This is a genomic window from Bacillus sp. AFS037270 (assembly GCF_002585305.1).
On the sequence record NZ_NUNF01000014.1, the window covers coordinates 63158 to 85552 of the forward strand.

Here is a 22395-nt window from a genome sequence, read left to right on the forward strand (position 1 = left end):
CCCTTATGAATTCTTTCTTATTTCTTGTTACCCTTTGGTTTAGCATTACTTTGACTTTTACCTTTGCCACCACTATTACCTTTACTTTTTGACTTCTTGATGAAGGCCTTAATGGCTTTATATGTTCTTTCACAGTTTTTCTTATCCACATATTTAAAGTACTTGCTTCGTAAAGAGCCAAACTCTTCTTTTTCTTGAAAATCTCTGTTAATGTATTCCTCTACGGAATCCACTAATTGGTCGACGGTAAAGGCGCGATCCCCAAATAACTCGGTCTCCATATCCAAGTAGCTTCCTTGAAAGGCAGTGTATTTATCTACATCAAATTGGAAGAAGACAACCGGTTTCTTCTGATAGTACATTTCCCATGCGACACTGGAGTAATCCGTGATCAGCATGGAAGAATCCATTAGAAGTTTATTGACCTTTTCCTCACCATATTGGTAAATCTTGATGTTTTGGTTATCGACATTAAACGTATCGATATAGGTTTTAAACTTTGGATGGATATAGAAGCTGAGTTTAACCCCGCTTTTCGCTAAAAGTTCCTTTAAACGCTCCGAACGGAAGAATCCTACGTAGTTTTTATAATAATCGGATTCAACAAATTGCTCCTCTGGGAGATCATCCATCCAGGTTCTCCATGTTGGCATAACAAAGATCTCTTTTTCCTCACCAGAGGTATCTTCTAAGACGTCCCAGCGGCAAAAGCCGGTAACCGCGATTTCGTCTTCGTTATAGTTAAAGTATTTCTTAATAATATTTTTCTCATAATCAGAAGTCGCAATGAACAGGTCGACGGCACTGTTCTTAGTTTTTCTAAACACGTAATCAACCCGTTTTAGGGCTGTAACACCATGCTGTAAAAAGACATGTTTTTTCTTTTTTAGAGCCTGAAGCAATTTGCCCTTCTGAATCCGAATATCATAGACATGTCCCTTTGATTCCGATGAAACCAATAACTTGGCAGCGTACATATAGAGCATGTACTTAAAGCTCATGAACTCAATTACTTTATCTTTCATATGGGCAACATTTTCGTAGTCGGGTGAATCCCTTTTAATGATGTAATAAAAGTCCTTCTTTTTATTGTTTTCATAGCAATATTTAAAGAAGTAATAACCATTATCCTGTGCACCCTCAGAGAATTTCTCATACCCTAACCAGATATCTTTTCGGTCAAAGTATTTTTGGAATAAACGATAGGTGTAATAGGCGATATTTTCTTTGATTTTAAAAGCATTCGCTTCGTAGCTTGGCTTTTCACGATACGTAAGAGCTAATGTGTTGGCTCCTGAGATATAAGGGTAAATAAAATAGCCATTATCATAGGTAAAGGAGTACTCGGTTATTTTTGTATCGATTTCTTCCTTTACTTGTTTCGTGGGATTTTTAATTTTAACAGGGAAGACCATACCTTCAAGATCAATTAATAAGAACATATCCCAATAAAATGGCTGGAACTCATGGTTGGCTACGTCAACTTCAAAGGTAACGACACTTTTCGAGCCATTATTTTTTGAACTTGTTACAGGCAGTTCGTACTCAATATTTTCATCCGCTTTGCCTCGATACTTTAGCATAATGTTGTTGACGGCGAACTGATCCACATCCACAAGCTCTACTTCGGCTGTCCCAACGATTTTCGATCCGGACATATGAAAATTGGTTAAAGAAATCTTTGGAGCTACCCGCTCATTATCGACATTCGTTTTTTCATTCACAACGATTGATAATTCATTATAAACGGTTAAATAGGGAACAAAGACGGTGTTACCTCTGGTCGCAATCGGTGCAAAATAACGTAAATGCTTTGGTGCCAGTTCATCGTAAAAACATCCAACTTTTCCAGTCTCGATGATGTTCCCATGGGTAATTTCCATATGGATGTCCCATCTTGATTTACCATATTGGTATGCGTCAATAAACTCCGCCAGATGAAGGGTAATAACACCTTTTTCAAACACAGTTGCAGGGTCGATATCCACTACCCAAGTATCCGTGCTATTTCTTGCTTTAAGGGTAACCCGGAGCATTTCAATTTTAATAACCGGGATATCACTAAGCCTAAATTGTATACCTGCGTCAAAGAATTGAAGGTCTTGAATACTAATATTCGAATTGATGTTAGTGTACATCAGTTTTTGATAGGTGAGTTTATCGCCAAATAGCAACCCAAGATCATTCTTGGTGGAGATATAGACAATGACGTTCATTTTATCGCTAAGTGAAACAGGTTTGAAATATCGTTGATTGTCCCCAGCTGCCCAAACCGTTTGTTTCTTAAGTTTATAGATCTCTAAATGGTCATCTTCCTGATTATAGGCCTTAAGATAGAATTCCCATTTTTCATTAAGATTGAACTTGCTTGGAGCTAATGCTCTCGCTAAATCAATTTCTAAGGAATCATCAGAAATGGTGTAATAATCTGGATGGATTAATAGAGAATCCGTATTTTTGGTACTCTTTATCTCTAAACTCCATTCCCTGTCAGCGAGAAATTCAGATATTATTTCTGGATTGTAATGAATCGTCATTTTCTCCTGATTAACGGTAAGTTTATGATAGTTAATATCTAGGATTTCTTTGGTGCTTCTTTCATAATCGAAGAGCCAGTGATCGACAGCAACAAAGGAAATTTCACCTTTAGTTGTGATATAGGGAAGTACTTTAAACTTTTCCCCGATGTCAACGAGGTTGAATTTTTGATTTTGAACAATGTCATCTTTTAATAAAACACGGAAGGTTTGGATCACACGACCAACTTTAATATTTAGGAATAAATCATATCGTGATTTTAAGCTCCATTTTCTGCTCGTTAAATCAAGTGTGATTCTATGATCATTGAGTAATTGATAGCGGATGACTTTACTATCATTACTTTTTCTTTTATTTATAACAAAATAAAAGTCCTCGAGTTCGTTAAAATGAATTCCTGATGTTAATTCAAGTGAGTTATTCGTTATGGTTACATCTTTAACATAGGTTTTATCATTAATAAAGGTACAAAAACTTTTATAGACCTCAGATTTACTCCCATATAAAATGGAAAGCTCGTTTTTGGTCGTTAAATAGAGTACCGCTACCTTTTCCGGATTTATATGATATGGAGTCTGTAAATACTTCATGGAACGTTCTTTTAATTCTGGAACAGGTTTGTACAGACGAACGGCAGTATCATCGGATGTATACACATATACATCTAGAATTGTTTTATCCTCTGATTGAAAGGGAACTTGGTTTAGATCCAAGTAAAAACCAGTCTCGGTCCCAATCTTGACTAACTCAACTGGATAGTTGACACGTGAACCGGACTTTCGCTCCGCGATCTCCACTGTTACGGATGCTTCATCGGTAAAGGGGGACGGGTCTTTAAAGGTTACACTTAATAAATGCTCTTTAATGTCATAGGAAGACACCCTAATTGGCTCTGACATTTATTGATCACTCCTTCTTGCTGTTTTAACGTCTAATTAACTTATTTTTCATATAATTGGCGAAGTGGAAGAAAAATTCATTTTTCTTAGAATACGCCCAAATGGTTCGTAAAAGAGATGACTCATAAAGGCCTAAGCCTCGTTTTTTCTTGGCTAACTGCTTCTTATGGTTTAGAATCTCCTCATATATACGGCTGGAATTTTGCCGGTCTGTATATTTGAGATATTTCTTTCGCATCAAAGCATACGTTTTTTCCTCTTTGAATTGTCGCTTTGCATATTTCTTAATCAAGGAAAGTAAACCGTCGACGGTATGGGCTCGGTCACCAAACAGGTCTTTTTCCATATCGATGTAGCTACCCTGATACTTCAGGTAGTCATCCAAATCAAACTGATAAAAGATGATCGGTTTTTTCTGATAATACATATCCCAGGATACACTTGAATAATCGGTAATTAATAAGGATGACTTCATTAACAATTCATTCAATTGGATATCTCCAAATTGATAAATTTTAATTCGAGGATTTTCACTCGAGAACTTATCAATATAGGCCTTGAATTTTGGATGAATAAAGAAATTAAGATGAATATCATACTGGTCTAATGTTTGATTAAGTTCTTGGGAATTTAGCAATGACTCGTACTGCCGGTAATATTCCGAAAGTATGAATTTTTCTTCAGGAAGGTCATCCATCCAGGAACGCCAGGTCGGCATTAGAAGGATGGTGGATTTCCCTTGGGATTGATCCGTAAGTACATCCCAGCGGCTTAGGCCTGTGATAATGACTTCATCATCGCTATAGCCGAAATTTTGTTTAATAATTTCTTTTTCATGCTCAGAAGAGACGACAAATAAATCAACTGCCCCTTTGCTGGACTTTTTAAATACCTGATCAACCCTCTTCAAAGCAATGACACCATGTTGTAAAAATACTTGGCGTTTTCGATCCAACGCCTTTTTTAACAGCCCCTTTTGGACTCGAATATCGTAGACATGGCCTTTGGATTCTGACGATATTAATAATTTTGCGGCAAACATATAGACCATATATTTAAAACTCATATAATGAATGGTTTTATCTCTCATCGCTTGGAGGTTGTCATAATCGGGTGAATCTTTTTTAATGACATAATAAAAATTCATATGCTTGCCTTGTTGGTAGCAATATTGGAAAAAGTAAAAGCCATTATCCTGGGCACTATCGGCAAATTTTTCAAAGCCAAGCCAGATGTCTTTTCGGTCAACATACCACTTGAAAATGTGATAGATAAAATAGGCCAGCTTTTCCTTAAAATAAAACAATGATGTTTCATGCTGCTCTTTTACCTTATACAGAAGAGCGATCGTGTTGGCCGCTGTTACATACGGATGGACCCAGTATCCATTTTCGTACGTAAACGATTGTTCGCCGGATTTATTATTAACCCGCCTGCGGACCAGATCTGCAGGATTCCTTAACCGAATCATTGTTTCTTGGTCTTGAATATCCACAAGCAGATAGAAGTCCCAATAATAATTCTGAAGCTGAAGCTGGGAAATATCGAAGTTAAACAATACAAAGCTATCTAAATGGGTCTGTTTTTGTTCAATGATTGGAAAAGGGTACTCAATGTGGTCCGTTTTGCTTCGATATTTTAAAATCAAAGATTTTACCCGAAAGGATTGAACCTCGGGTAGCTTCACATAAACTTTCCCGTTAATGCGGCTGCCTCTCATGTTAAATTGCAAGATCTTGACGTCTGACTGAACTTTTTCGTTAGCGAGATGGTGCGCCTCATTAATGACTAATGCGAGACTGTTGTGCTCTGTTAGGTAAGGTGTAAGCAAGTTTACGCCAGATGTTTTACTTGAGAAGAAGTACCTTTTACTCTTCGCTGCTACTTCTTGGTCATAGGTCCCCAATTTCCTTCTCTCTGACACCCCAAGATCATTTACCTCTTCTAGATAGAAATCCCAGCGCGAAGTCTGATTATAATAAACCTGACAAAAGTTACGTAAATCTACTACCATTCGCCCATTTTGGAGTTGTGCGTTCTCCGTCCATTCAGTCTTTGAACTTCTTTCCACTAGCACAAGCTGAGTCTTGGGCTTAAATGGGCTCTTAACAGAGAAAGAAAGAACCATTTTTTGCTGATTAAACTGTAGATCACTAATAATAGCTTTATCTCTCTTCTTAAGGAGCAGCAGTTTAGATGCCTCTCCGTAAACAAGGCTAAGTCTATTGCCCTTCGTTGAAAAAAAGGCCATTTTTTGTTGATCCATCAATGAAAACCATGAATAGGTGATTTTATTTAGTAAGGGCTTTGATAAAATGGTTAATTTGTAGTTTTTACCATTGCTGAAACTAACAAAAATACGGAATGTGCTAACGTTGCCATTGGGATTTGGAAAATCAATAGAATGAAAAGGGAGTTTAAACTGAATATGTTGTTCATTGGTTTCTACTACGTGGGCAGGATATCGCTTTTCACACTTTAATTCTTGATTATAGAAGATGAAAGTGAGATTTTGGTCCTCTAAAGGGTTTTTGTGGAGTACACCGGTTAACACTCCGTCTTTATAGTCTACATCCAATAACTGCATACTTTTCACTAAAATAACCCCCCTTTACGAACACGCTCTATGGTTGAAACCCTAAATATTTTAACATGATTCTATCTAATGCGACAGGAAATGATAATATTTTTCTCGTCTTCCACTAATTTCTACAAAAGTGACATACCCTACTTTGTATGCTCTATTATTTCCTTCTTTAATAAAAAAACCCTATTTCTCATTAGAAATAGGGTCTAGAAGAGCTATTTCAAAACCTTTTCTCTGTTTAAAACTTCGTTTAAGAAGTCGAGTACATCACCGCGAAGGTCATTATGCTGAAGTGCGAATTCGATTGTCGTTTTAACGAAACCAATCTTTTCTCCAACATCAAATCGTTTTCCTTCAAAATCATAGGCAAAGACACGCTGAATGCTGTTTAAATGCTGGATGGCATCCGTAAGCTGAATTTCGCCGCCAGCTCCTGTTTCTTGATTTTCTAAAAACCTGAATATCTCAGGTGTTAAGACATATCTGCCCATAATGGCTAAATTAGACGGGGCCGTTCCTGCTTTAGGTTTTTCCACAAAGTTATTGACTTGATAGCGTCGTCCTTGTTTTGCACCCGGATCAATAATACCGTATCGGTTGGTTTCTTCCTCAGGAACGGTTTGAACACCAATAACAGAAGAATGTGTTTCTTCGTACTGATTAATAAGCTGCTTTAGACATGGTGTTTCACTTTGTACGATATCGTCGCCAAGGAGAACGGCAAAAGGTTCATTACCGATAAAGTTTCTTGCACACCATACGGCATGTCCTAATCCCTTTGGCTCCTTTTGTCTGATATAATGGATATCGGCCAGGTTAGAAACATAATTAACAGCTTCCAATAACTTGAATTTCTCTTTTTCCAGTAGGTTTTGTTCTAATTCTGGTGTATTATCAAAGTGGTCTTCTATTGCCCGTTTGGATTTACCGGTTACAATAATAATGTCCTCAATTCCAGAAGCAATTGCTTCCTCGACAATGTATTGAATCGTTGGTTTATCAACAATCGGCAGCATTTCCTTTGGCATAGCTTTTGTAGCTGGTAAGAAACGTGTTCCCAATCCAGCAGCGGGTATGATTGCTTTTCGTACTTTTTTCATATTTATACTCCACTCCAAATGAATTAATTTATCTACACTTTTGGACGTATTTTAGTCTAAACGAAAATGTAGGGGTTGTAAATATTTGTTCTGGAAATGAAATCCCATCTTAAAATAAATTAATATCTTTTTAATAATCCCAAAATTTATGACATTTTCCTACTTTTTTAAATTTGTGCTATGATGTCAATTGAGAGTTTTTTAAAGAGTAGGGTGTATTTATTTTCTTCATTATATAAAATAAAATAACGACAAAATATAGACAGTTTAGAAATACAAGTAGCAAGGAGAAAACATGGATAATTCAGTTGTTTTTGAACATGTCACGAAAAAATACAAAATGTATAAAAAGACATCTGATAAATTATTGGATTTGGCATTACCACAAGGCTATGGTAAGGATTTTTATGCATTACAGAATATAAATTTTACAGCAAAAAATGGCGACGTAATCGGCATTATCGGGGTCAATGGCGCGGGGAAATCGACGATGTCAAACCTCATCTCTGGTGTGATACCACCCACCCAAGGGAAAGTAACCATCAAGGGCGAAGCAGCACTCATTTCCATTGCGGCTGGGCTGAATAATGAACTGACAGGCAGAGAGAATATCGAATTAAAATGCCTAATGCTCGGCTTTAGGAAAGATGACATCGAGCGGTTAATGCCGGAAATTATTGAGTTTGCCGATATCGGGCAATTTATCGACCAACCGGTAAAAAAATACTCAAGTGGGATGAAATCCAGGTTGGGTTTTGCCATTTCAGTTAATATTGACCCGGATATCTTAGTAATCGATGAAGCACTATCTGTAGGGGATAAAACATTTTACCAAAAATGTGTAGATAAAATGAACAGCTTTAAAGACAAAGGAAAAACCATTTTCTTCATTAGTCATTCAATTGGTCAAGTAAAGGAATTCTGTCAAAAGGCGCTCTGGTTAGAGGCGGGGGAAGTAAGGGCTTTCGGACCTGTCGAAGAAGTCGTCCCGAAGTATGAGAAATTTATCCGGGAATTCAATAAGTTATCGAAGGAAGAGAAGAAACAGTTTAACAATGAAATAATGGAGAGACGGAGCAGGGCACAGGTTTCACCGGAAAGCAAAACCTCTGATACATTGGAAAGCAGCAGCACGCCTGTACCAGGAATTGGGAGCTTATCACGTCTAAAACCCAAGAAGAAGAGCTCGTCGTTATGGTTAAATTCATTATTAGTAATTGTTTTATTAATTGGTGCGGCGGTTTTACTATTTAAATGGAATAATGTCGTAACTTACTTCCAGGCAGACAAAAGAGAGCACGTCACGAATGAAGAGAAGAGTAAAGAAGCATCTCATGCAAAGGAGGCGGAACCAGCCTCTAAGGAAACTACAGCTCCTGTGAAAGATGTTCGCTATGTACTTGTGAATACAGGGTTTGTAAGAGATATGCCGGATTATGCTGAGAGTCAAAAGGTTACGACGGTAAACTTCGGGGATGCCATCACCGTAGAGGAAATGAAGGAAGATCCTGTTCAGGGGTTTAATTGGTTAAAATTCAAATTAGCAACTGGACAAGATGTTTGGATCAGTGAAAAGCTTGTGACCAAATTGGAGCCGCAACCGGATGAGTCCGAGTTTGTAGCCTCTGTTAGTTCGCTGACAGATAATGACCAATTAGGTGAGTCATTATCTGCTTTTGGGAAATCAGAGCAGGAAATTGGTGCAGATGCAGACCCTGCTACGATGGCGTTTAATGATCAAGGTCAATTGAGCGAACTTCATTTAAATCTAGACCGTCTAACTAGGCAAGAGGTAATGGAGCAGTTAGGTGAGCCCGCACTCCGCCTCAATAATTATACTTATTTATATCACGGGGAGGACTATGACTTTATCTTATATGCCAACAATCTAGGTCACTTTACAAAAATGACAGTGAGACCGGTATCGGGATAGGGTCCTAATTCATACTAACCTGAATGATGATACATCGTTCGGGTTTTTCTAGCACCCGCTACTTTTAAAGGTTTTGGAATACTTTAGTCTTAAAAAGAAGGAATAAATGAAATGAATCAAAAAATCAAAGTAATGACAGTCTTCGGTACAAGACCAGAAGCAATAAAAATGGCGCCACTTGTCAAAGAGTTAGAGAATAATAGTGACATCATCGAATCCATTGTGACAGTTACTGCGCAGCATCGTCAAATGTTGGATCAGGTATTGGAGATTTTTAACATTACTCCCAACTTTGATTTAAACATCATGAAAGACCGGCAGACATTAGTCGATGTGACAATCCGAGGATTAGATGGATTAAATAAGATACTTCAAGAAACAAAACCAGATATCGTGTTGGTCCATGGGGATACTACAACGACTTTTACGGCAAGTTTAGCAGCGTTTTACAATTCCATTCCAATTGGTCATGTGGAAGCGGGGCTTCGTACCTGGAATAAATTTTCTCCCTATCCTGAAGAGGTGAACCGTCAATTGACTGGAGTGATGGCCGATTTGCATTTTGCTCCTACAACTCAATCCAAAAGAAATCTTGTTCAAGAAAACAAGCAGGAGGATAGTATTTTTATCACTGGTAATACAGCGATTGATGCCTTGAAAACGACTGTAAAATCAAACTATTCGCATACTGTTCTAGATAGGCTGGGAAATGACAGGTTAGTCCTTATGACTGCCCATAGAAGAGAAAACATAGGGAAGCCAATGGAAAATATGTTTAATGCCATTAGAAGGCTAGTGGAAAAACATGCTGATATCCAAGTTGTCTATCCGGTACATATGAATCCTGTTGTAAGACAAATCGCCGATAAAATTTTGGGTAATCATAATCGGATCCATTTAATTGAGCCACTAGATGTCATCGACTTTCACAATTTTGCGTCTAGATCATACCTCATTTTAACTGACTCTGGCGGCGTCCAAGAAGAGGCGCCATCGCTAGGGGTTCCTGTGTTAGTGCTTAGGGATACAACGGAACGTCCTGAAGGGGTCGAAGCGGGGACTTTGAAGTTAGCGGGTACTGAAGAGGAAGTTATTTTTAATTTAGCTGATGAGCTGTTAAGCAATACAGAAGTGCATGATTCGATGTCGAAAGCGTCCAATCCTTATGGCGATGGTAATGCTTCAAAAAGAATTGTTGAAGCAATCTTATATTATAAAAATATTATCAAGACTAGACCGAATGACTTGGGAGAATCCTAATAAAACTGATGGTTTAATTCCCATCAGTTTTTATTATCATCTTAGTTGGAACGCAAGTTAACATAAATTCGTAATTAGGAGTAAATGAAATGAAGAGCAAAGGCATTATTATATTTCTTTTAGTAGTAACCTGTTTCTTAGCAATTATAGTGATAAATGATCATTTTATAAAAGAAAAAGATAGTAATTATACGAACAATAATAAAAAACAGGCTATAGAGACTAAAAAAGAAACAAAAAAGGAATTAATTTATTCGCCTATGGGGGACAGCCTAACAGAGGGCTTTGCTGCAACTAAAGAAGGCAGTAGATATACCGCGGTTTTAGCTAAATTAATAGAAGAAAAGTTAGGTTATCATGTTATTCAAAAAGGTGTATACAAATCGGGAAGTACGTTATGGCAATATGGTTTGCCGAATTTTGATAAAATAAATGAACAAAATCCCGACTTAATTACCATAGAATATGGAACAAATGACTTGCAACATGACAACAGACACGAAACTCCATACCAATTTAAGTATAATTTACTGCTACTTCTCAACAAGATACAAAAGGATGATCGAAAAATAGTTTTAGTAACAACCTGGAATAGAGGGGAAAAATCAGCGCCGTATGATCAAGTGATCAAAGAGGTTGGTTTAAAAAAGAAAATCCCAGTTGCCGATATCTCTTCAGTGTGGGAAAATCGAACAGATACACAGGGTCCAAGAGGGCTTCAAACACCATATGGAGTTAGTGACAATTTTCATCCCAATAATAAGGGGCACAAGGAGATAGCAGAAATAATTTTTAAACAAGTGTATCCATTATATAAGTGACTTGATAATACTTTGTTTAACAACAAATGCTTTAAGGCAAGGTCACGGAAATAGTTTTTTTATAAGGACACAATGTGTTCGAAAATATACAAATACATACGGAGGTTAATATGAACAATCCTAAATACAAACGAGTGGTTTTAAAATTAAGTGGGGAAGCACTTGCTGGTGAGTCCAGTTTTGGTATTAAGCCTTCTGTAATCAAATCAATTGCTGAACAGGTAAAAGAAGTAGCAGATCTAGGCGTTGAAGTAGCTGTTGTCGTTGGCGGAGGTAATATTTGGCGCGGTAAGATCGGCAGTGAGATGGGGATGGACAGAGCAACAGCAGATTATATGGGAATGCTTGCAACTGTTATGAATTCTTTGGCGCTTCAGGATAGTTTAGAGCAATTAGGAATTCAATCACGTGTACAAACATCCATTGAAATGCGTCAGGTTGCTGAACCATATATCAGACGCAAGGCGATGAGACACCTAGAAAAGAATAGGGTTGTGATCTTTGCAGCAGGTACAGGTAATCCTTACTTCTCAACAGATACAACAGCAGCATTAAGGGCAGCGGAGATTGATGCGGAAGTGATCTTAATGGCTAAAAATAATGTCGATGGAGTTTATTCTGCAGACCCAAGAATTGATCCTAATGCCACTAAGTATGAAGACCTTACATTCTTGGATGTCATTAAGGAAGGCTTAGCCGTTATGGATTCAACTGCTTCTTCATTATGTATGGATAATGATATTCCATTGATGGTGTTCTCAATTATGGAACAAGGCAATATCAAAAAAGCCGTTATGGGCGAAAAAATTGGAACAATTGTTAGTGGGAAAAACTAATGCCAAGGCAGGTCATCCTTCATTATAAAAACTAGACCGAAGGAATTTGGTGGGTCCTGCTAAGAGTAAGTATAAAAAAACTGATGGGGTGTGTTACCCCCATCAGTTTTTATTATCAAACTTATTTTAGTTCTAATTGAGCCCTTAGTTCATTTTGAAGTCTTTGCTTCTCTGCATCAGAAACTAAACCATAATAGATACCGCCAATTTTAGTTCCTGTCTCTTTGATTTCCATTTGGGTGATGTTACTGCCAACAGATTTATAATTCTTTTGAATATCGACCATTTCATTAAAAGTAAGGTTTGTTTTGACATTCTTGCCAAGTGCACTGAAGATATTAGAGTAGTTCGTCAAGCTTGATACGCTTGCACCTTCTTTAATAACTCCTTGAATAATTTGACGCTGTCTTGTTTGACGGCCAAAGTCGCCGCGAGGGTCTTGTTTTCTCATTCGTGCATATGCTAGCGCTTGTTTACCGTTTAAGTTCAATTGACCTTTAGCAAAATGATTGCCATCATAAGAGAAATCTAAATCGTTTTGAACGGTAATACCGCCAACGGCATCAACGATATCTTTAAATCCTTCCATATTGACCTTCATGTAATAATCAATCGGGATATTTAAGAAGTTTTCAACTGTATCAACTGACATTTGCACGCCTCCAAAAGCGTAAGCGTGGTTGATTTTATCTTGTGTACCTTTCCCGACAATCTCAGTACGAGTATCACGTGGAATACTTAGCATCTTAACTGAATTAGTATTTGGATTAACCGTCAAGACAATCATGGTGTCAGAGCGGCCTCTGTCACCCGCTCGCTCATCGACACCAAGCATTAACACTGAGAATGGATCTTTTTCTGTAATCGCCACTGGTTCTGTGCGCTTATCTGATTGTTTTTGCTCAATCGGCTCATGCATGGTTTCAACAGCCGTTTTTAACGAATTATATACATTATAAGCATATACTCCTCCGCCTACGATGAGGACAAGAAGAATAATACCTGTGATCTTCAGCCAAGTCTTTTTCTTTTTCTTATTTTCAGATCGCATATATTACCTCCAAAAATTTTACAATTATTTTGCACTCGATAAATAGAATACCAAAAAAGTAGGAAAATAGATATATAAAAAAATATGTAAATTAATTAGAAGTTGTTGTTTCGTTTATTCTAAGTGATTCTGGGGAAAGTATATTAAGCTGAATAATCAAACCAATGATTAGGAGTAAAATAAATGAAGAGTAAAAGTATTATCATATTTCTTTTAGTAGTATCCTGTTTCTTGGCCATTATAGTGATAAATGATCATTTTATAAAAGAAAAAGATAGTAATCAAACGAACAATAATAAAAAACAGACTATAGAGACTAAAAAGGAAAAAAGAAAAGAAATAATTTATTCGCCTATGGGGGATAGCTTAACAGCTGGTTTTGCTGCAACTAAAGAAAGCAAAAGGTATACAGCTGTTTTAGCTCAATTAATAGAAGAAAAGCTAGGTTATCATGTTACTCAAAAAGGAGTATATAAATCGGGAAGTACATTATGGCAATATGGTTTGCCGAATTTTGATCTTATTAATGAACAAAATCCCGATTTAATTACTATAGAGTATGGAACAAATGACTTGCAAAATGATAACAGACACGAAACTTCATACCAATTTAAGTATAATTTACTGCAATTACTGAACAAGATACAAAAAGAGGACAGAAAAATAGTTTTAGTAACAACCTGGAATAGAGGAACAAAATCTGCACCGTATGACCGAGTGATTAAAGAGGTTGGATTAAGAAGGAATATTCCAGTGGCCGATATCTCTTCAGTATGGAAAAACCGAACGGATACACATGGTCCAAAAGGGCGTGAAACACCCTACGGGACTAGTGATGACTTTCATCCCAATGATAAGGGACATAAGGAGATAGCAGAAGTAATTTTTAAACAAGTGTATCAATTATATAAGTAACTGGATAAAGGATAGTTAGTTTCGGTACAAAAGCTGGCAGGTTTCACCTGTCAGCTTTTTTTGCCTTCGATGAACGTCAAAACCTTGATAGTGTCTCGGTGATTAGTATAGTTCTTGCTGTTGGTGCAACTTAATTGAAACTAAGGGCCTAATATCCAGAAGAAGGATACGTAGTATAGCTCTAATGTGGCGAGTTAACGGAGAGATTTAGGGAAAATTAAATTAGGTCAAAATTACCAATATATGTGAAAAAGAAGGATAATGGCCAAATTCGTCGAAATTATAGCGATATATATCATATAAGGGAGAGGACCTCGATGAGAAGCAGCCGGCCTTATAAATCCCCAAATGCTGCGATGTTATGGTCACTTGTTCTACCAGGATTCGGACAACTATACAACAAGGATTATTTTATCGGTATCATATTATTAGTATTAGAATTCTTAATCAACTTAAAATCACACCTAAATCTAGTTCTAGTAAATACGTTCAATGGGGATCTCCTGCACGCACATGAGTCGGCTAATTACAGCTGGGGGCTATTCTATCCATCCCTATATGGCTTTGCCATCTGGCATGCTTATAATTCAGCTAAGGCCAATAATAATAAACTGGAAGGGAAAACAGTTGAAAAACGAACCTATTTTTCGGGGTTCTTTATTGGGCTGGTTATTGGTATGGATTTCGGCTTATTTTGGCATGATGGGAGTTTAATAAAAACGTTCCCTTTTTTGGACTATCCAGTTTTTAATGGCGTATTATTTGGACTACTGCTTGGCTTAATAGGTAACGTATTGGAAAAGGAACTCTACCGGAAATCTCAAAAGAAAAGTACAGAGAAGATCGAATAAAAACTTACATTTGATGTGGCTTTGCTCTATAAAAGGGCATGCCTGATTTTATTTGTTCTAATATTTCGACTTTTTACGCAAATATTTCACATATTACGACTGGAAATATATTTACATTGCGGAAAACTTAAAGTAAAATAGGAAACTAGTAAACTTGCAAAGGGGGATTTTGGAGGTTGGAGCGTAAACCTAAGGGGAATAGCCAGAATAATGTCGATTTTACACAAATTGTGATAAAGGCATACGATAAAGGTGTTAATGAAACCGAAATTACTCTAGAAAAATTGATTGAAGACTTAAAAGCTGATTTAAGACAATTGGTCATTTAATTATATAAATTACCTTAAGCTGTTAAGGAAATCCTTGCGGCTTTTTTTATTGGGTTTATTAATAGTTACTCATGATTGAGGATTAAAAAAATCCTAGTTTCTTCTATTATATATATAATGTAAGTGTTTACAGTTTAATCTCAGACTCGTAATTCATCTGTCCAGTGAGTAATAGTGGTCCAAGGAAATATAGGGAATTTTAACCAAATTTAAATTCCCTCTTCTATTTTCTTACAATTCGGTGTTTAATAGAGTATGTGCAATGAGATTGTTATATTTTGAAATAGTAGTGTAATATTTTTGTTAAATTATGAAAAAAACAACAAATTATGATATAATACTCTAAGTTTTTATTTATGCTTTTAGGAGGACGAAATGGAAGAGACAATTAGTTTAAAAGAACTATTTGAGACATTGAAAAAACGATTATGGTTGATCGTGTCGATAACAGTCATTGCCGCAGTCATTAGTGGAGTCATCAGTTACTATTTTTTAACCCCGATCTATCAGGCATCTACACAAATTCTCGTTAACCAAACAAAAAATGAACAAGGTGTTTACAACTCAAATGAAGTACAAACAAACCTTCAATTAATCAATACGTATAATGTTATCATTACAAGCCCGGCGATTTTAGATATTGTTTCAAAAGAACTGGATTTAAACATTACAGCTTCCCAACTAAAAGGCAAGATTACAGTGGGAAGTGAAAAGGATTCTCAGGTTGTAAACTTGTCAGTTCAGGATTCAAGTCCCGAAGTAGCTGCTCAAATTGCCAACAAAACAGCGGAAGTGTTTAAACGTCAAATCCCGAGCATTATGAAAGTGGATAACATCAGTATTTTAGCGAAAGCAGATGTATCTGAGAATCCATCTCCAATTAAGCCAAGGCCATTACTAAACGTGGTAATTGCAATAGTTGTTGGTTTAATGGCAGGTGTCGGATTAGCCTTCTTACTTGAGTACTTAAACAGCACGATTAAAAACGAACAAGATATTGAAAAGATACTAGAGCTTCCAATCTTAGGTGTTATTGCAACGATTGATGACCAAAAAATCGAAGAATTGAAAATGCACCGAGATTCAAGAAGATCAACTGGAAGAGGTGAGTCACTTGGCTCTTAAAAAGAAAAAGTCACAATCGAATCCAAGCAGAAAATTAATTACCAGTGTCGCACCGAAGAACGCGATTTCTGAACAATACCGTGCCATCCGTACCAATATTCAGTATTCCTCGGTTGATGAAGAAATCAGAGCGATAATGGTCACATCATCCGGACCGGCCGAGGGAAAATCGACTACAGCAGCAAACCTGGCTGTAACCTTTGCCCAGCTTGGGAAGAAGGTATTATTAGTCGATGCCGACTTACGTAAGCCAACAGTTCACCATACCTTTCAAGTCAACAACATCTATGGTTTTACAACGGTTTTGACCAAGCAGACAACCCTTGAAAAAGCAGTAGTGGAAACAGTAGAAAAGGATTTGTTTATCTTAACGTGTGGTCCAATACCGCCAAACCCAGCAGAGTTATTAAGCTCGAAATCCATGGAGCAATTTATTACAGATGCAAAAGAAATGTTTGACTATGTCATCTTTGATACACCACCATTATTAGCAGTGGCCGATCCGCAAATTCTGGCAAATCAGTGTGACGGTACTATTTTAGTTGTCTACAGTGAAAAAACGGAAATTGAACTGGCGAAAAAGAGTAAGGAACTATTACAAAATGCTCAAGGTAAGCTGCTTGGTGTAGTGCTAAACCATAAGGAAATAAAGAAAAATGATTATTACTATTATTATGGGACTTATGGTACAAAATAACCATTCGACAATTTTCGTCCCTTTACTAGGACTTTCGATGGTGCTAGTATAATAAAGTAGGAATTAAGTGGAAATGAGTGGGACCTATGATCGACTTGCATTGTCACATATTGCCCGGGATTGACGATGGGGCAAAGGATCTGTCGGAAAGCATCCAGATGGCTCGCAAGGCTGTAGAACAAGGTATACAGACCATAGTGGCAACGCCGCATCATTTAAATAATCACTATGAAAATCCAAAGCAACAAATCTTGGAAAGAGTTGAGGAGTTAAACCGAGTATTACGGGATGAAAAGATAGATTTAAAGATTCTCCCCGGCCAGGAGACGCGGATTTACGGGGAATTGGTAAATGGCTATGAGATGGGAGAAATTCAACCGGTGAATGGTAGTCAATATGTATTGGTTGAGTTCTCCTCCAGTCATGTCCCGAGATACACGGAGAAGTTGTTTTATGATCTACAGGTGAAAGGACTTATCCCAATCATCGTTCACCCGGAACGGAACCAGGAAATCATTGAACAGCCGGACCTCCTTTATAAGCTTGTTCAAAATGGGGCTTTAACTCAAGTGACGGCTGGCAGTGTTTGTGGTGACTTTGGCAGGAAAATTAAGAGTTTTTCATTACAGTTAATCGAAGCAAACTTAACACACTTTATTGCATCTGATGCTCACAATACGAGAAGCCGTACATTTAAGCTGAGAGAGGCTTTTGACCTTATCCATGAAAAGTATGGGAATGAAATGGTTTACCTATTCGATGATAACGCAGCCCTTGTGATAGAAGGCAGCAATGTTTATAAAGAAGTGCCGGAAAAAATTAAAAAGAAAAAGTTCTTTAAAATTTTTTGAGTAAATGATTGTATGGTACAACAATTTTCAGGTGTTTATACCTGAACGGCGAGGCTTCCCTGTCCGTTATCCATGGAGGTACTCGGTCATACTGTGGGTCATAGGAATGGCCTTAGACGCATGTCGTCAATAGTATGGTGTGAGGACGGGTTAGATGCCCATTTTAAAATAAAAACGAATAAATATCTAATGAAAGAATAAGCGTGAATCCGCTTGCAATTCCATTAGGTATTTATTTTTTTGCCCCAGCACTTTAGTGGGGGAAAGAGTTTAGTAGATAAACAAATGATAGATGGGGGTATATGATTTGAAAAAAGTTAGAAAAGCAATCATCCCAGCAGCTGGACTGGGGACTAGATTTTTACCAGCAACGAAAGCAATGCCGAAGGAAATGTTACCAATCGTTGATAAGCCGACTATTCAATACATAATTGAAGAAGCAGTGGCGTCAGGTATTGAAGATATTATAATCGTTACAGGTAAAGGCAAGCGTGCCATCGAAGATCACTTCGATATGGCAATGGAGCTCGAGGAGAACCTAATTGGAAAGAAAAAATTTGATCTGCTAGAAAAGGTTCAATTTGCAACGAATCTAGCAGATATCCACTACATTCGTCAGAAGGAACCCAAAGGACTTGGACATGCGGTTTGGTGTGCTAGAAACTTTATTGGGAATGAGCCATTTGCCGTTCTTTTAGGTGATGACATTGTTCAAGGCGAAACTCCTTGCCTTCGTCAGTTAATTAATCAATATGAAGAGACCTACTCTTCAGTGATTGGCGTTCAATCGGTTCCTGACCAAGAGACACATCGTTATGGGATCATTGATCCTTCATCACAGGACGGAAGATTGTATCAGGTTAACAACTTTGTAGAAAAACCAAAACCAGGTACAGCACCGTCGAATCTAGCGATAATGGGTCGATATATATTAACTCCAGAAATTTTTATGTTCCTTGAGGAGCAAGAAAAAGGCGCTGGGGGAGAAATACAGTTAACGGATGCTATTCAAAAATTAAATCAAATTCAAAGAGTATTTGCTTATGATTTCGAAGGGAAACGGTATGATGTTGGTGAAAAGTTTGGTTTTGTCAAAACAACTTTAGAATTTGCCTTGCAGCATGAAGACCTCCATGATGACATGATCGATTACTTGAAAAAACTCGTTTCTACTTTAGATATAGAAAAAGTATTGTAGAGAGAAGGTAGGGGTTCAGGTTGCCTGATTTATCAAATCAAAATGTTGTTTACTTAGATGAACAAAATGCTAGGATTGAAGTAAATAACGGGAAGATGTATATAATAACTAAGAGATTAATTGATATCATCGGTGCTTCATGTGGAATTATATTTCTGTGTCTTCTATTTGTTTTAATCGCCATCTTAATTAAGATTGAAGACCCTAAAGGTAAAGTTTTTTTCTCGCAAAAGCGTGTTGGATTGAATGGAAAAGAATTTAAAATGTATAAATTCCGTTCGATGGTCTCAAATGCAGAGGAGAAATTGCGAGAACTATTAAAATATAACGAAGTAACTGGTGCCATGTTTAAAATGAAAGATGACCCTCGAATAACTAGAGTTGGAAAGTTCATTAGGAAGACAAGTATTGACGAGTTACCACAGCTTTTTAATGTATTAAAAGGGGATATGAGTTTGGTAGGACCACGTCCACCACTTCCAAGAGAGGTTGCTGTTTACACTGAATTTGATAAACAACGTTTAATGGTAACCCCTGGTTGTACAGGATTATGGCAAGTGAGTGGTAGAAATAGCGTGGGTTTTGAGGAAATGGTTGAACTAGATCTTACTTATATTCAAAATCGTACGGTATTATTCGATGCGAAGATCCTTTTTAAAACAGTTTTGGTGCTTTTTGGATCCAAGGATGCATTTTAGAGTTTATAAAAATGCAGAAAGTAGCGCTAAATATTAATTCTTCTATGATTTAAAGGAAATGGTTTAAATATATGCTGAAAGGCGAAAATGATAATGGGAATGAAAAAAAATGTTGTTATTATTCATTCACTGTATTATCCCACTATAGTAGGGGGGGCAGAAATATCTACTAAAATCTTGGCAGAAACCTTATCTGCCAAATATAATATTTCTGTTATTGCAGTCGGTGGACACAAAAGTACTGATGGAATTTATGTAGAGGAATTAAATAATGTAAAGATATATAGAATTCCTTATAATAACCTTTATTGGATTGGTGTTAAGAAAAATAAATCTTTAATTAGTAAGTTAATTTGGCATATTATTGATATATATAATCCAGTGCAATATAAATTAATAAAAAAAATATTGGGCGAAATAAAACCAGATATAATACACACGCAAAATCTACCGGGATTGAGTCTATCAGTATGGAAAGTTGGTAAAGATTTGAACATTCCTATAGTTCATACCTTAAGGGACTATTCATTGTTATCTCCCGTTGAATCCAAAATCTTTTCAAGATTTTATAAAATGATATCAATTTCATTTAGTAGATATGTATCTGTGGTTACTGGAATATCAAATTTTATCCTTGAGCAACATTTAAGTAAAGGTATGTTTGTAAATTCTCGGAATTTTGTAATTCCCAATGTGGTAGAATCTGATGTTATAATTTCAAACAAAAAAATTGAAGATACTCCAGTTAGAGTAGCTTTTTTTGGACAATTAGCTTCAAATAAAGGATTAGAATATCTAATAAACGCAATTAGGGAAATTGATACTAGGATAGTTTCTACTTTAGAAATTTATGGAGATGGTCCTTTAAAAGAAGACCTAATGAAATTATCAATTGGTGATACTAGAATAAAATTTAATGGAAAGATTCCAAAGGAACAAATTCAATTAGCAATGTCCGATGTAGATTTGGTAATTGTCCCATCAACTTGGGAGGAACCATTTGGGCGAGTGATTATTGAGGCCTACCAGGTTGGTACTCCAGTACTGGCATCTAATGTAGGAGGTATTCCGGAAATTATAATAAATAATTCTCATTTATTCGAACCCCAAAATATTGATTCTATTAAAGAGTCTATACTATCTTATAATAGATTATCTGTTTATGAGAAAAGGCAGTTAAGTGAACAGTGTATTAAGTATAGTCAGTCTTTTAACACTGAAAATTTATTAATAAAACACGAAACAATATATGAGAGACTTATTAAAAGTAGAAGGAAAGAGAAAAATGATTAATGAAGTCAGTTTCATGACTAATTCCAAATCTAGAAATAAGATTCTAAGTTACTTATTTGTGTTCACTCTTCTTATATATATATCTTTTTATGGAACATTGTCTATATTTATTAATAATTTTCTCTTTAATGTAACCAAAGATGTAGCTTTAATTTTATTAGCGATTTACTCAATAGCAAAAGTACGATTATATCTTGGGAATAATTACCTAAATGTCTTAATTGCTACACTTCTTACTTTAACTATATTTGGTTTTTTAGGTACTATTCTTTCAGGTAATTATATAGGATATATTTATGGGTTTAAAATAACTATTCTACCGATTTTTTTGCTACTCTTTGGGGTTTTAATATCAATGAATACAAGTTTTATAAAATACGAAAAGTTATTCTTGTTGATTTTTATTATAAGTATTGCTATTTGGATTATGCAGTATTTTTTAGGAATCGAGCAGTTGATAAATATGGGATTTAATTATGGGGTGAATGTAAAAACTTATCTAGGTGATTTACCAAGGCTACCGTCTATGATGGGAGTACCTGAAAGTTATGCTTTTACTCTAGCTCTTTTAGGTTTATTGCTAGCTAATGGAGAACTATTTTCTGGATCTAAGTCTTCACAATCTTTAATAAGAATTTTCACAATCACTTTTTTAAGCCTAGCAACTATTAGAAACGCAATAATACTTTGGATAATAAGTGAGATTATGGTTTTTTTGTTTAGTTTTAGGAATAAAAGCGTTAAGAATTTTTACTTATATGCTTCGTTTCTTCCATTCTCTCTAATTATAATTCTTGTTTTAATTTATTATTATATATTTTTTACGAATCATAATTTTAGCTTGTTTGCATATGATTCTTTAATCGATCGTCTGGATCATTGGGGGCTTTATTTGCCAGGTATTTCTTCTATCAATGGTTGGATTGGATTCGGATTAGGTAGCATAGGAGCTGCAAGTAGAAGGACTGCAACTCTAGGATATAATTCATTAGATTATGCTGTTGATAATCAGTATATAGCACTTTATCAGCAGTTCGGTATAATTGGTTTCTTAGTATTTCTTATCCTAACTTTCCTTATTTTAACTTTACTGTATAAGAATGCTATTAACAATAAACGTAAAAATGCGCAAGTTGCATTTTCAATATTTACAGCTACTCTAATTGTATCTTTTTTTGGGAACAGCTTAGAGGTTTTCCCTTTTAATATTATGCTATGGTTAATTATTGGTAATGGTATTTCACAACCTATTCATTTAGGAATGAAGCGTAATTGATTTTATTAATTCAATTACGTTTTTTTATTGTTCCTTTATTCTGGAATATTAAAAAATAATTGCTGTCATTTAAATAGGCTAATTTAAAATAGTTAGTTGAATTTTAGTAATAAAATATATCAAGAGTATGAAAAGTA

At 36.1% G+C, this 22395-nt stretch carries 18 protein-coding genes; 14 read left to right on the forward strand and 4 right to left on the reverse strand.

The window, feature by feature from the left end; translation table 11 throughout:
- Nucleotides 1–17 precede the first annotated feature (17 nt).
- From COD92_RS07010 to galU (COD92_RS07020), 3 genes are all read right to left on the reverse strand, one after another.
- Nucleotides 18–3437 (reverse strand): CDP-glycerol glycerophosphotransferase family protein, encoded by a 3420-nt coding sequence (locus COD92_RS07010; protein ID WP_098996010.1) that lies wholly within the window; start codon nucleotides 3435–3437, stop codon nucleotides 18–20.
- Between the two features lie 25 nt (nucleotides 3438–3462).
- Nucleotides 3463–6024, reverse strand: coding sequence for a CDP-glycerol glycerophosphotransferase family protein (locus tag COD92_RS07015; RefSeq protein WP_255295262.1), 2562 nt, complete (start codon nucleotides 6022–6024; stop codon nucleotides 3463–3465).
- Between the two features lie 215 nt (nucleotides 6025–6239).
- Nucleotides 6240–7124 carry a UTP--glucose-1-phosphate uridylyltransferase GalU gene (gene galU, locus COD92_RS07020; protein ID WP_098996012.1) on the reverse strand — a complete coding sequence of 295 codons (885 nt, stop codon included), beginning with the start codon at nucleotides 7122–7124 and terminating at the stop codon, nucleotides 6240–6242.
- Nucleotides 7125–7419: 295 nt separating this feature from the next.
- On the opposite strand from galU (COD92_RS07020), the gene tagH reads away from it, so the two are divergent.
- From tagH to pyrH, 4 genes are all read left to right on the forward strand, one after another.
- Nucleotides 7420–9057 carry a teichoic acids export ABC transporter ATP-binding subunit TagH gene (gene tagH / locus COD92_RS07025; protein ID WP_098996013.1) on the forward strand — a complete coding sequence of 546 codons (1638 nt, stop codon included), beginning with the start codon at nucleotides 7420–7422 and terminating at the stop codon, nucleotides 9055–9057.
- A gap of 111 nt (nucleotides 9058–9168) precedes the next feature.
- On the forward strand, nucleotides 9169–10317 hold the full coding sequence (wecB, locus tag COD92_RS07030; protein ID WP_098996014.1) for a non-hydrolyzing UDP-N-acetylglucosamine 2-epimerase: 1149 nt from the start codon (nucleotides 9169–9171) through the stop codon (nucleotides 10315–10317).
- 89 nt (nucleotides 10318–10406) lie between these two features.
- Entirely contained in the window at nucleotides 10407–11138 is a 732-nt protein-coding gene (locus COD92_RS07035) for an SGNH/GDSL hydrolase family protein (RefSeq protein ID WP_098996015.1), read from the forward strand.
- Nucleotides 11139–11248: 110 nt separating this feature from the next.
- Nucleotides 11249–11974 (forward strand): UMP kinase, encoded by a 726-nt coding sequence (pyrH, locus tag COD92_RS07040; protein ID WP_098996016.1) that lies wholly within the window; start codon nucleotides 11249–11251, stop codon nucleotides 11972–11974.
- A gap of 121 nt (nucleotides 11975–12095) precedes the next feature.
- On the opposite strand, the gene tagU is transcribed toward pyrH, so the two are convergent.
- Nucleotides 12096–13025, reverse strand: a complete 930-nt coding sequence (gene tagU / locus COD92_RS07045; RefSeq protein WP_098996017.1) for a polyisoprenyl-teichoic acid--peptidoglycan teichoic acid transferase TagU — start codon at nucleotides 13023–13025, stop codon at nucleotides 12096–12098.
- 183 nt (nucleotides 13026–13208) lie between these two features.
- Here tagU and COD92_RS07050 point away from each other — a divergent pair, with 183 nt between their 5' ends.
- The 10 genes from COD92_RS07050 (at nucleotide 13209) to COD92_RS07090 (ending at nucleotide 22258) form a co-directional block, all read left to right on the forward strand.
- Entirely contained in the window at nucleotides 13209–13940 is a 732-nt protein-coding gene (locus COD92_RS07050; RefSeq protein WP_098996018.1) for an SGNH/GDSL hydrolase family protein, read from the forward strand.
- A 317-nt stretch (nucleotides 13941–14257) separates the two neighbouring features.
- Nucleotides 14258–14791: a DUF5683 domain-containing protein gene (locus COD92_RS07055; protein ID WP_098996019.1), complete on the forward strand. Its 534-nt coding sequence runs from the start codon at nucleotides 14258–14260 to the stop codon at nucleotides 14789–14791.
- A 176-nt stretch (nucleotides 14792–14967) separates the two neighbouring features.
- A complete protein-coding gene (locus tag COD92_RS31830; RefSeq protein WP_176550397.1) occupies nucleotides 14968–15120 on the forward strand; it encodes a YwzD family small protein in 153 nt (50 codons plus the stop codon).
- Nucleotides 15121–15495: 375 nt separating this feature from the next.
- Nucleotides 15496–16245: a YveK family protein gene (locus COD92_RS07060; protein WP_098996020.1), complete on the forward strand. Its 750-nt coding sequence runs from the start codon at nucleotides 15496–15498 to the stop codon at nucleotides 16243–16245.
- On the forward strand, nucleotides 16235–16942 hold the full coding sequence (locus COD92_RS07065) for a CpsD/CapB family tyrosine-protein kinase (protein ID WP_098996021.1): 708 nt from the start codon (nucleotides 16235–16237) through the stop codon (nucleotides 16940–16942). Before COD92_RS07060 ends, COD92_RS07065 begins: the two co-directional genes overlap by 11 nt.
- An 86-nt stretch (nucleotides 16943–17028) precedes the next feature.
- A complete protein-coding gene (locus tag COD92_RS07070) occupies nucleotides 17029–17793 on the forward strand; it encodes a tyrosine-protein phosphatase (protein ID WP_098996174.1) in 765 nt (254 codons plus the stop codon).
- Nucleotides 17794–18100: 307 nt separating this feature from the next.
- The gene (gene galU / locus COD92_RS07075) at nucleotides 18101–18991 is read left to right on the forward strand and encodes a UTP--glucose-1-phosphate uridylyltransferase GalU (RefSeq protein ID WP_098996022.1); all 891 of its coding nucleotides are present in this window, start codon (nucleotides 18101–18103) and stop codon (nucleotides 18989–18991) included.
- Nucleotides 18992–19011: 20 nt separating this feature from the next.
- Nucleotides 19012–19689 carry a sugar transferase gene (locus tag COD92_RS07080; RefSeq protein ID WP_255295251.1) on the forward strand — a complete coding sequence of 226 codons (678 nt, stop codon included), beginning with the start codon at nucleotides 19012–19014 and terminating at the stop codon, nucleotides 19687–19689.
- Between the two features lie 93 nt (nucleotides 19690–19782).
- On the forward strand, nucleotides 19783–20982 hold the full coding sequence (locus tag COD92_RS07085) for a glycosyltransferase family 4 protein (RefSeq protein ID WP_176550398.1): 1200 nt from the start codon (nucleotides 19783–19785) through the stop codon (nucleotides 20980–20982).
- Nucleotides 20975–22258 (forward strand): hypothetical protein, encoded by a 1284-nt coding sequence (locus COD92_RS07090; protein WP_098996024.1) that lies wholly within the window; start codon nucleotides 20975–20977, stop codon nucleotides 22256–22258. The genes COD92_RS07085 and COD92_RS07090 overlap by 8 nt, the downstream gene beginning before the upstream one ends.
- Nucleotides 22259–22395 lie beyond the last annotated feature (137 nt).